The sequence below is a fragment of the Phocaeicola oris genome (assembly GCF_021295095.1).
Taxonomy (GTDB): Bacteria; Bacteroidota; Bacteroidia; order Bacteroidales; family Bacteroidaceae; genus Phocaeicola; species Phocaeicola oris.
Window position 1 is genome coordinate 18715 of sequence record NZ_JAJLQX010000003.1, and the last position, 12458, is coordinate 31172.

Consider the following 12458-nt stretch of genomic DNA (forward strand, 5'->3'; position numbering starts at 1 on the left):
TTTCAACAAAATGATTAATATGTCGTATGACCAATTAAAGCTTCAGAATCAACTCTGCTTTCGTCTTTATACGGCAAGCAGGTTGATCACTCAAGCTTACGAGCCATACTTCAAGCCTCTGGGGATTACCTATACCCAATATCTGGTGTTGTTAGTATTATGGGAAAGTGATGAACAACCTGTCAATGATATCGGAAAGAAATTGATGTTAGGTATTAACACAACCTCTCCGCTTATCAAAAGAATGGAGAAACTCGGTTTGGTTACCCGTCGGAATGGGGAAAAAGACAAACGTCAGCAAATAGTCTACCTCACTCAGAAAGGAAAAGACTTGAAACAAAAGGCAGTCAAGATTCCAAACTGCTTGATTCATAGTATAGAGAACAGCGGATTACAATTATCGCAATTGACGGCTATGGTTCCTACTTTAGATGAATTCATTGAAAAGATGAGCGAAAAGGAGAAATAAAAATAGATATAAACGAATAAAGCTCAAAAGGAACTCTGAAATGAAACTCGGAGTTCCTTTTTTATTGCCCGACAGCAAATAATATCTTAAATATGAACAGGCAAAGTGCTCAACAATAAAAAGTCATCTCATCAAACGATTTACTCATTTCATGTCCATGAAACGTGTCAGTGATGTGCAACATATTCTCCAAACTCTTGATGACTTTTTTACCTCAAACAGATCTATGGACGAAAGAATCAAATCAACTATTCTTTTTATAACTCAACACTGCCCAACTGCCTGTAACAAGAACAAAAGCAGAAAGGACGCACACCTCTCTGATAATACTGACGAAAGCTCCTCCACGGATAAAGATAGTTCTTAGTGAATTAACATAATACACCATCGGATTGAAGAAATTAATTCGCTGTGCCCACTGGGGCATAGAACGTACAGGCGTGAACAATCCGCTAAGCAATATCATACATACCACAAGAAACCACATAACAAATATGGCTTGCTGCATGGTATGGCTGTAATTGGATATAATAAGTCCCACTGAACTGAAAAACAATGACATAAGAAGAGTGGTAAAGACAACATAAAGAAGGTTCCCTTGACTGGTAATGCCATAGATAGCCCAAGCAAGGAGGAAACAAACCATCATGACAATGATGCCAATCATCCAATAAGGCGTGAGTTTAGCCAAAATAAATGTCCACTTCTTCACCGGAGTGACATTAATCTGCTCAATGGTTCCCACCTCCTTCTCACTCACAATGTTTAATGCAGGAAGAAAACCGCAAAGCATCATCACAAGCAAAGCCATCAGTGCCGGAATCATATAAAGTTTATAGTTAAGGCTACGGTTATGCAAATAGAAAACCGACATCTTAGATGTCAACGAAGACAAGTCGGAATTCGTATTCGCAGTAACTATTTGAGTGATATACGCAGTACCCATAGCCCCTTTGGTTCCATTCACCGCATTGGCTGCAATCAGCACTTGCGGCTTCTTCCCATTAACAATATTCTTTTCATAGTCTTTTGGAATCACTAAGACCAAATCGGCATTACTCTTTTCAATATCTTTCAGAGCCTCGTTATACGAACTTTTCTGTCCGTTAAAGATAAAATAGTTCGATGCTTCTATGCGATGAATCAACTGGGAAGAAGTGGTGGAATGGTCATTATCGACTATATCGACCACAACATTTTTTACTTCCATATTCGCTACCCATGGCATGACACACATAATAATGATAGGATACATGAAAATCAGTCTTAAAAGGAATGGATTCCGCTTAATCTGAAGTATTTCTTTTCGCAACAGATACTTTATGATCATTATTCTAATCGTTTATTAAATTTAAGTAAAGCTACAGAAAGCAAAACAGCTGTCATCACGCTTAATACACCCACTTCATAAAGTACGCTGTCTATTCCAACGCCCATAATCATCAACTTCCGCATAGCAGAAATATAATAACGATTGGGTATAATCGCCGTAATATATTGCAGGATATCAGGCATACTCTCTATCGGGAACATCATTCCGGAAAGAAAAACACTGGGGAGAAGAAGAACCATTGCTGATCCTAAAAGAGCTTCTAACTGTGTATTTGCAATGATACTGATGAGCAAACCCAACGAAAGAGAAAGTAGAATATACAACAAAGAGACAGCGCCAATCCAACCGATACCTCCGGCAATAGGAACAATCAATATATAATATGAAATAAAAAGAATAGTAACAAGAATAAATATGGAAAGAAGCATGTATGGGACAGCCTTAGCGATTATAATCATTAAAGGTTTTGCCGGACTGACAAGCAATACCTCCATAGTCCCTCTCTCTTTCTCCCGAACGATGCTGATAGATGTCATCATGGTACAAATAAGCAACAGCAGCATACCCATAATACCCGGAACAAAGTTATACGCGCTTTTCGATTGTGGGTTATACAACATCTTAGAACTAACCAAAGGCACATTATTATTCCCTGCGACTGCCTGCATAATGACAGATTGCGCATAATGAGCATACATCTGAGCCATATTCGGATCGGTGCCATCAGTAATCAATTGAACAGCTGCTTTCGAATCGTAACGTTTATTGGCAAAATCTCCGGTAAACACCACAGCCATCTCTGCTTTCTGGTTACGAATCATCTGCTTAGCATCTTCGGCAGAAGATGCCAATGCGTTAATCGTAAAATAATCGGACTGGCCAAGACGCTCTATAATCTGTTGAGTAAGGTGATCGGTGGTAGATGTGACAACTATAGTCCGCACATTACGCACATCGGTAGAAATAGCAAAACCATACAACAACATCATAACCACAGGCATACCAAACAGAATCAACATTGTCCGCTTATCCCTGAAGATATGCTTACCTTCTTTGATAATAAAAGAAATGAATTGTTTCATAACTAATCCGATTTACGTGTTGCCTGACGAGCTAAATAAGTAAATACATGATCCATATCCGGCAAGTGGAACTTTTCTTTCAGTTCTGCCGGTGTTCCGATGGCACGAATCTTTCCGTCCACCATAATAGATATACGATCGCAATACTCAGCCTCATCCATATAATGCGTAGTAACAAAAACAGTTATTCCTTTAGCAGCCGCATCATAAATCAATTCCCAGAACTGTCGTCGCGTAGCCGGATCAACTCCACCTGTCGGCTCATCCAGAAATACTACACTCGGCTCATGGAAGATACTTACCGAGAAAGCCAGTTTCTGCTTCCATCCCAACGGAAGAGACTTGACAATAGTATCTTTATGCTCTACAAACTTCAGTCTGACAAGTAATTCCTCTGTCTTGCAGGCTATCTCATCATCTCTCATACCGTAGATTCCCGCAAACAAACGAATATTTTCTTTCACCGTCAAATCCTCATACAAAGAAAACTTCTGACTCATATAACCGATATGCTTCTTTATTTCTTCATATTGAGTAGAAATATCATATCCGGCAACAACACCATGTCCACCGGTAGGCTGATTCAACCCTGTCAGCATGTGCATTACCGTAGTTTTCCCTGCGCCATTTGCGCCTAAAAAGCCAAATATCTCACCTCTTTTTACAGAAAACGAAATATCATCTACGGCATAGAAATTACCAAAGGCCTTTGTCAAATGCTCCACATGAATCACTTCATCATTCACATTCTTACGTCCTCCAATATGTTCCAACATAGGCGGATTAAAGATATCTGCAAATCGAATCAGAATTTCATTCGCAGTTCCAATGCCCTGAATCTTTCCTTTATGTAGAAAAGCAACGCTATCACACCGACGAATTTCATCTATATACGGAGTCGCAACTACAATAGTAATGCCTCGTTCTTTTAACGATGCAAGCATCTCCCAGAATTCCTTTCGTGAAACAGGATCTACACCGGTAGTAGGTTCGTCAAGGAAAAGCACACTCGGCTGATGCACCAAAGCACAACTCAAAGCCAGCTTTTGCTTCATTCCGCCCGACAAAGCGCCCGCTTTTCTACCTTTGAACGGTTCTATCTGTGAATAAATTGCTTTTATAACATCATATCCTTCCTCTATCGTAGTATTAAACAAAGTAGCAAAGAATTTCAAATTTTCTTCTACGGTAAGGTCTTGATAAAGAGAAAACTTCCCCGGCATATATCCTACCCTACGACGAATCTCTTTCATCTGTTTGACAACATCAAAACCATCGACAGCCACACTTCCTGTTTCAGACAATAAAAGAGTAGCCATTATTCTGAAAAGAGTCGTTTTTCCTGCCCCATCCGGACCAATCAAGCCAAACACTTCCCCTTTATTCACAGAAAAAGAGACATTATTCAAAACAATATTCTTACCATAATGCTTCGAAACACTATTTACTTCGATAGCTTTCATAGCTTCACCCCACCATACATTCCTATCTTCAAATAACCATCATTCTTCACTGCAATTTTTACTGCATATACCAAGTCGGCACGCTCATCATTGGTAAGAATCGTCTTAGGAGTAAACTCGGAACGATTGGAAATCCAAGTAACTATTCCATCATACACTCTGCCTTTATTATCACCATAGTCGCTCATAACCTTTACCTGCTGACCAACTTTTACTTTCTCCAATTGAACTGAAGTGATATAAGTTCGAATAAACATATTATCAGTATCGGCTATCTTAAACAAAGGCTTGCCCGTAACGGCAAATTCTCCGGGCTCAGCATATTTATCTAAAACAGTTCCGGCAATAGGTGCCTTTATATGACATTTATCCAATTGATCAAGAATTTGATAACGCTGAATATCCGCGGCACTCATCTGACTGTTTAAACTTCGTGTATTATTACCCAATGAAGAAATTTGCGCTTCCAACTGACGACGCAACACCTGAACGGCATTCTTTGCGTCATCCAATTGTTTTTGAGTTGCTGCATTGTCCGCAACCAAGCTTTCAAATCTACGTTGTTCCGTTTCCACTTTCAACAATTGCTGGCGTGTAGCTGCAATCTGCTTTTGTAAATCAGGACGTTGATTTGCATAAATATCTTTTGTGACACCCAACTGTCGGGCTTTCAAATAAAGCTGAACCGTATCAATCAGTCCAACTTGCTCTCCCAATCCTAATTTACTGCCTTCACTTAAATCAAGCTGAAGAAGACGTCCTGTCTGCTCAGCAGAGACAGTCACTTCGGTAGCCTCAAAGACACCGGTTGCGTCATAATTCCTTTTATTGTTATTGCATGCTGTCAGAGCTATTACAGCTATAACGAATACACCTTGTAATGCTTTCATATCCTTAATTATTTGTTGTATACTTTAAATCATATATTTGTTTCAGCATCTCTATCTCATGTATAGACTTAGATACCTTAGCATTATTTTCTTTATTGATTTCCATAAGCAAATTATTCGTATCTATCATACCGTGCTTCAACTTCGACTCAGACGCCTCACGAACAGAAGAACGCAGATGGATAATCTCATCGTCATCGGTCATCAACTTCTTATACATTTCGATACTTTCTTCTTGTTGAATCTGCTGCAGATTATTATTAAAAAGAAAGACATCGCGATAATTCTCCCACTGTTGACGTTGTAAATCAATCTTAAAGTTATCATTCTTATGAGTATAAAGACTCCCTATGTTCCAAGTCAAACGAGCGCCAACCATGCCGTTCCAAGAGAAATCATGATGCATCATATCATTAAACATATTAAATCCCGGATAACCATAATATCCTTGAGCAAATACACTTAACTTTGGAAGGAGATTAGAGATAAGCATTTTCTCCTGAGCATTAATAAGTTTCAACTGAGTATCCGCTAACATCAACTCCGGACGATTATTCTTCATAACACGAGAGATAACATCGGGTTTCCGCAAAGACAGAATCTCCTTTCCACAGAAAACAGATAATATATGCAATAAGCTCTGTTTAAACGACAGAAGTTCGGTATATTGTTGCATTACATTTAATCGCTCAGCTTTAACAGAATTCACGTCACTCTCTGTAGCTGTTCCGTTTTTTAACATGGAAATCAGTTTATCCTCATTCGATTTCAACACAACTTGCATATCCTCATTCAACTTTATTCGATCATCTGTCAGAAGAATACCAAAGAATAATTCATTAACCCTGCCACGAATAGCATACATATCTATATTATTCTGAACAATCTGCACTTCTCCTTGAAGTCGGGTTATGTTCTTCTGATTTCTTATTGTTCCACCATCAAAAACTATTTGATTTATATCCAAACCTATCTTATACTGATCTTTTTTCACCCCCCGCATATCCAATCCCATCTGCTGAAACACACCATGAATTCCATCGGGCCACGAAGTTACTTTATTCTGATAAGTAGCTTGAGCAGAAACTGATATCTGAGGAAGCCAACGTTTACTAATGTTACTTACCGAATAATCGGTAGTCTGACTAATCAGGTCATACTTCTTAATTAACGGATAATTCTCTTGAGCCGCCTGCTGACACTCATCCAGTGTTACCTGCGCTTGAAGCAACAAAGGCAACATAAACAAACTGAGAATTGTTTTTAATCTATTCATACTCGCCGGTATATTGTTTTCGTTGCAAAGATATCGGTTCTATTCATGTTATAATTATCAATTATGAGTGATAGATGTTCTAATTGTACAAAATATCAATTTTAATTGTACAAATTGTCCCCAAATTATTATCTTTGAGTCATAAAATAAGATTAAACATGAATAAGAAAACAATCAAGAAACTCACATTTTCTTTGCTGAATAAGGCAATAGAAAAACAACAAATGAAATATTCCGACTTTTATTTGGATAATTCCATTGGTATTATCAATGGCGGAAAATTTATCTTCAAAGATGTTCTCTATAAAGAAAATCCATACGAAATGGAAGACGCACGAGTAGGTATATGCAAACAAGGGAATGCACATATCATCATAAACTTGATTGACCATCAATTTATACCTGGAGACTTAATTTATTTAGGAAAAGGAAGCATCATACAAATTATAGAATTATCTTCCGATTTAGAGATAATAGGCATAGCCGTAAGCGAGGATATTCTGAATATTGCTTTCAGAGGGCAGATTCCATACATATTCAATGGTCAACTGAAAGATTTTCATATTCATATTGCAAAAGAAAAGGTAGAATTTATAAAGGGATTGATTATTACCGCGCTTCTTTTAACAAAGCAAAAAGACTTTGATAAAGAGGTGTTAAATTATCTGATAGCAACTTACTACCGATACATATACTCTGTCTATTCCAACTCATCAGGAACAAAACAACAGATTTCACATAATCAGGAGACGTTCAACAAATTCATCCAATTAGTAAATCAAAATTGCAAAAACAAACGGTCGCTCGCATTCTATGCCGATAAGATGTGTATAACCCAACGATACTTGGGAACGATTGTAAAATTGGTAAGTAACGAAACTGCAAAAGACTGGATAGATAAGGCTGTCATCATGTCCGCAAAAGTAATGTTAAAGCATTCTGACTTACAAATTTCTCAGATAACAGATAAATTGAACTTCTCAACAGCCAGTTTCTTTTGTAAATACTTTAAGCACCATACAGGAATGACTCCTCAAAAGTACAGGGAATCATAAGTCGCTACGACCACGATGTGCATGCCCCCTTCTTTGCTATTTCCAACTTCTCCCATAAAATTCTTTTTTATATATTTTCGTGGATACGATGGTTTATAGAACAATTCTTACATATCCCTTTTATCATATAGTTAACGAAATGCATTTCAAAGCCTTCCGGTATTTGAATAATAGGAACCGGCACATCTTTCAAACAAAACGTCTGATGACAGATTTCACAATAAAAGTGAGTATGCATGTCATCACAATAATCTTCTCCCTCGCAAACCTCATATTTCAATGCGCCACTACCATCTTCTATCGCATGAATAAGATGATGCTTTAAAAATAAAGTCAGTGCACGGAAAACAGTCGATTTATCCACTGTGTCCAACTGTTCCTCGAGTTCGGAAAGTGAAATAGGGCGCTGCTCTTTAAGCATCTCATCCAATACCAGAATACGTGTAGCTGTAGGATGTATGCCATGCTTTGTCATTCTTTCAACACTACTTAATGATTTCATTGATTCTCTCTTTATCTGATTTACAAAAGTAAGGAAAATAAATGGCAATCCGGTTATAATCTGTAAGAAGAAAGAAAACTTTTAGGAATTAGCAAAGAGTTCGGCATGATATCAAGTGCTCTTATTCTGTTTACCGCTAAAATTTTTAATCTTGCTTTTATACATTATGAAGAGTTGGAAAGCAACATTCCAATAGTCGGACATCACTTTATAAAGTCATACGGATGAGTTGCAAAAGTGATGCGTATGAATCACTCAACTCATACGCATGAGTTGCTCAACTGATACGGATGACTTGTCAAACTCATACGCATGAGTTACTCAAAACTTTTGATGAGTTCACTATCTCATACGAATCACTTCATTATAAGATCAATACTATCGAGCTTAATGATAAAAGAAACAATCGAAAAATCCCCATTTCTCGGTATTGTAAGTATAGAAGACACCTCATATCTTTGTGGAAATAAACCGGTACTCGGCAAATTATGAGCAAGATTACTTTGCATTCGTTTATATTTACTTTGCAAAGGTAAAATAAAAGTGTATGATAAAAGATAAATACTACATAAAAAGGATTATAATAAGATTACTGAGAAGTGCACCATTCATCATAGAACGGTGCACTTTTTTTATGAACAAAACTAAATGGTGTTCATTTTTGAAAAATAATTGAATAAAATAACATACGAAATTATATGGATAAAAAAAATAATCATGAGCGATAAAAATATACTTCACAACCTTCTATTAGTGTTGATTTGCCTATTTACATGGCAGAATATGTACGCTCAAAAAATAGTTTATGGTCGAATCACTGATGCGCTGACTCACAAACCTTTGGAGGGTGCCACAGTTATATTAGAAGGCACTGGCGTAGGGACAGCCTCCGATGAGGCAGGCACATTTAGAATGCATCTTCCCTCAAGTCGCGACAGAAGGATTAAAGTACAATATATAGGATATAAAAGTCGTAATATAGCCTTCAACCAGAAATCATGCGTCAATGACAGCATTTGTTGTAATGTGGAATTACAACCATTAAATAATATCTTATCTGATATAGTTATAGTTGGAAAAAGTAAGGCACAAGCGCATCGTGAAGTTCCGTCCGCAGTTACCATCATCGACGGCCAATCTCTTAGATACAAGACTGCGACCTTAAACGAGATACTTGACAATGCAGCCGGTATCAAGGTGGCTCGACAAGGAGGATTAGGTAATGCTTCGCGCGTCATCATACAAGGGATGGACGGTAAGCGCATCGGTATTTTCATCAATGGTATGCCTATGGGAAATTCCGACGAGTTTCAACTCAGCAGTATTCCTATCGACATGGTTGAGGAGGTGGAGATATATAAAGGTATCATTCCTGCATGGCTGGGCGGTGATGGATTAGGCGGGGCTGTGAACATCCTGCTGAAAGACTTCAAGACAAATCATTTAGAGGCAGCATTTGAAGTAGCATCTTACAACACGTATATTGGCAGTTTACAGCTGAAGCGCTATTTGGGCAAAACTTCGACGGCTCTACATGCCGGTGCTACGATGAACTACGCGAAAAACAATTATAGTTTTTCTTCTCCATTCGAGTTAGGACGCATCATCCATCGCGACCATGATGCCTATTTACATGAAGGTTTCAATGTAGGTATAAGCAGCCAACAATTGTGGTTTGATCAATTTGACATTACGTTGAGCGCTGACTATTACCGCAAAGAGATACAAGGTGGACTGATGAACGTTCAAAACAACATACAACATGCTTTTACACGAACACGCTCTGCAAGTTCGGCACTGAGTCTTGAAAAAAGATTCTTAAAGGACAAACTCACAGCGCAACTCCACTCCATAGTCAGCTTCAATCTTGTCAATCAGGTGGACACATCGCATTACTGTTACGATTTCATCGGGAATAAGTTTCCAAGTGGATCCGAGCGTGGAGAAATAGGCTCCGTTCCAAACGATTCACACGATAAACATACAACTATCCGCGAATTACTCAACCTGACTTATAAGGTTGGCAACCATCAACTTATTACATGGAATACCAATTACCGCTATGGGCGCAAAATGCCAAAAGACGAACTTGCCGATCGCTACTCGCGTCTGCCTACCAGCGGATACCCGAGCAAATTACATACCATCGTGTCTGGACTGACTCATGAATGGAAACTATGTCATGACAAACTCACAAACGAACTGGGGATAAAGCTCTTTAATCACCATTCAAGAGTCCTTCCGTTTGCAGAATCCATCATGTTGCAAGAACAGCTTAAAACATCGACCAACCACAGTACCATAATAGGCTGGAGCGAGGCAATGGCATTACATCTTCTTCAAAACAATGCTTTGACACTGAAAGCCTCCGTGCAATCAACAGTCAGAATGCCGATAGCCGATGAACTGTTTGGTGACGGTGTGTTGCTGATCCCGTCTGAAAAGCTTCGCCCTGAGCGTAGTTTTAATATTAACGCAGGGGCAATATGGCTTATCAATGCCGGACGTTATCCGCAATTACGAATAGGAGTGAATACATTCTATATGAGCGCAAAGGACATGATTAAGTTGATGTATAGTTCCATGAACATGGCATACGACAATATCGGCAAGGCTCGCGTGATGGGTATAGATATGGAAATGGACGGCAAGTTAAACCGCTGGTTGGATATGCAGGGAAACATAACGTGGCAAGATGCCCGTGATATGAGAAAGGAAGCCGTAGGCGGTGGAGAAAACTTTCATTACCGCTATCGAATCCCCAATATGCCTTATCTGTTTAGCAACATCGGACTACGTCTGCACAAAGACAGATTATTGGGGAAATCTTCATCCTCGGCCTTTGTCTCTTCTTTCGGATATACCAAAGAATTCAGTTACAATTGGGAGGCAAGTAACAATAACACTATGCTTATACCGGCAAGATACAGTTGGGATGTCGCCGTTCATCATTCTTTCAACAAACATTGTCAGCTTAGTTTTGAAGTACAAAATATACTCAACCGTGAGAACTGGGCGGAATTCCGATATCCGATGGAAAGGCGCACGTTTCACTTAAAGATAAAATACATTATTAATAAAATATAACCATAAAACAAAAAAGTATGAGAACAAACAAATTTCTATGGGCATTGCCCTGTCTGACTATGCTGTTTGCAGCAACGATGGTGTCTTGTTCAGATAAGAACGAAGACCATCCCCTGCCTGAAACCAAGCATCATTTTCTAATGTCCGCGCAATCGGACAACAGTTTTTTTATCACCAGCTTCGAAAATTTCAACGAAGGTACGTCCGTGTCTTACGATAAAGCCATAACGCTTCCCACAGGACACCTCTTCATGGAGAAATATGGAAAGTACGTCTATCTTCAGTCCGGCTCGATGTATGGTTACGGAGGCGAGCAAACTCTCCACAAATACGAAGTGAACGCCAACGGGCAACTTTCTGCTCATTCTGTGGGTACACTATCTTTCCCCGGCTCACCCAATGTGGTTGAAATAATCTTTGCAAGCGATACGAAAGCTTATGCTGTCACGTGCGCAAGCCGCGGACAACTGATAGTATTCAATCCATCTACAATGACTGTAACAAAAGAGATAGATCTTTCCCCCTACGCAGAAGGTGATAAAGATCCTGACGGAGGTAACGGTATGGTACGCGACGGCAAATTGTTCCTTCCGCTCAACCAAGCGAAGTCCATGAAGGAAATCCTTGCTACACCTGCACAGGTAGCTGTCATTGATGTGGCTACCGACAAGGTGGAAAAGGTTATAAAAGATGACCGCGCAACAAGTCTCGGTATGGTCGGACATACATCGCCTGTTATGGACGAAGCCGGTAACATCTATTTCCACACGGGACCTCGTGCGGCGATAATGTGTCAGTTTATGCCCGGCAAGGGATACAAAGACGGACTGTTGCGTATCAAGAAAGGTGAAACAGATTTCGATAAGGATTTCTACATGAGTCTGCAAACAACCGATGGAGGAGAAGTTGGTTCCTACGGTATGTCTATGGCCTATGGTGGCAATGGGAAAATCTACATATTCCTTTATAAGCCCTCACTCGTGAAGGATCCCAACGATCAGACCTATATCGTCAACAAATGCTATGTTCCCTACGAAATAGATGTAAACAAGAAGACAGGACGCATACTTCCTCTTCCCGCTTCATGCGGCTGGGCTTCCAATGCTGTTATCAAGGTGGGAAGTTCCATTTATTTCGGTGAACATACCGACAACGGCATAGGCTTCTATCGCTACGACATGGAAACGGGAAAAGGTTCCACGCAACCAAGCGTGAAGACGCCAAGCGGTGCCTATAAAGTGATTTCACTCGACTAAACGAGTTGATGGTGTGTCAAGAAAGTTGGCACATCCTCTTAAACG

General features: G+C 39.3%; 10 protein-coding genes. 4 read left to right on the plus strand and 6 right to left on the minus strand.

Annotation, left to right across the window (positions count from 1 at the left end; translation table 11 throughout):
- Nucleotides 1–19 precede the first annotated feature (19 nt).
- Nucleotides 20–469, plus strand: a complete 450-nt coding sequence (locus LO761_RS02630; protein WP_272816892.1) for a MarR family winged helix-turn-helix transcriptional regulator — start codon at nucleotides 20–22, stop codon at nucleotides 467–469.
- 244 nt (nucleotides 470–713) lie between these two features.
- Here LO761_RS02630 and LO761_RS02635 read toward each other — a convergent pair whose 3' ends face one another.
- The 5 genes from LO761_RS02635 to LO761_RS02655 are packed head-to-tail and all read right to left on the minus strand — an operon-like array spanning nucleotide 714 to nucleotide 6513.
- Entirely contained in the window at nucleotides 714–1799 is a 1086-nt protein-coding gene (locus tag LO761_RS02635) for an ABC transporter permease (RefSeq protein ID WP_272816771.1), read from the minus strand.
- On the minus strand, nucleotides 1799–2884 hold the full coding sequence (locus LO761_RS02640) for an ABC transporter permease (protein ID WP_272816772.1): 1086 nt from the start codon (nucleotides 2882–2884) through the stop codon (nucleotides 1799–1801). Before LO761_RS02640 ends, LO761_RS02635 begins: the two co-directional genes overlap by 1 nt.
- Before the next feature lie 2 nt (nucleotides 2885–2886).
- Nucleotides 2887–4347, minus strand: coding sequence for an ATP-binding cassette domain-containing protein (locus tag LO761_RS02645; RefSeq protein WP_272816773.1), 1461 nt, complete (start codon nucleotides 4345–4347; stop codon nucleotides 2887–2889).
- Nucleotides 4344–5237 (minus strand): HlyD family secretion protein, encoded by an 894-nt coding sequence (locus LO761_RS02650; protein WP_272816774.1) that lies wholly within the window; start codon nucleotides 5235–5237, stop codon nucleotides 4344–4346. Before LO761_RS02650 ends, LO761_RS02645 begins: the two co-directional genes overlap by 4 nt.
- A 4-nt stretch (nucleotides 5238–5241) precedes the next feature.
- Nucleotides 5242–6513 (minus strand): TolC family protein, encoded by a 1272-nt coding sequence (locus tag LO761_RS02655; protein WP_272816775.1) that lies wholly within the window; start codon nucleotides 6511–6513, stop codon nucleotides 5242–5244.
- A gap of 158 nt (nucleotides 6514–6671) precedes the next feature.
- On the opposite strand from LO761_RS02655, the gene LO761_RS02660 reads away from it, so the two are divergent.
- Nucleotides 6672–7568 (plus strand): helix-turn-helix domain-containing protein, encoded by an 897-nt coding sequence (locus LO761_RS02660; protein WP_272816776.1) that lies wholly within the window; start codon nucleotides 6672–6674, stop codon nucleotides 7566–7568.
- Nucleotides 7569–7635: 67 nt separating this feature from the next.
- Here LO761_RS02660 and LO761_RS02665 read toward each other — a convergent pair whose 3' ends face one another.
- The gene (locus LO761_RS02665; protein ID WP_272816777.1) at nucleotides 7636–8070 is read right to left on the minus strand and encodes a Fur family transcriptional regulator; all 435 of its coding nucleotides are present in this window, start codon (nucleotides 8068–8070) and stop codon (nucleotides 7636–7638) included.
- Between the two features lie 717 nt (nucleotides 8071–8787).
- Between LO761_RS02665 and LO761_RS02670 the strand changes: the two genes are divergently transcribed.
- Both LO761_RS02670 and LO761_RS02675 read left to right on the plus strand, forming a co-directional pair.
- The gene (locus LO761_RS02670; RefSeq protein ID WP_272816778.1) at nucleotides 8788–11157 is read left to right on the plus strand and encodes a TonB-dependent receptor; all 2370 of its coding nucleotides are present in this window, start codon (nucleotides 8788–8790) and stop codon (nucleotides 11155–11157) included.
- Between the two features lie 17 nt (nucleotides 11158–11174).
- Nucleotides 11175–12413, plus strand: coding sequence for a YncE family protein (locus LO761_RS02675; protein WP_272816779.1), 1239 nt, complete (start codon nucleotides 11175–11177; stop codon nucleotides 12411–12413).
- Nucleotides 12414–12458: the final 45 nt, after the last annotated feature.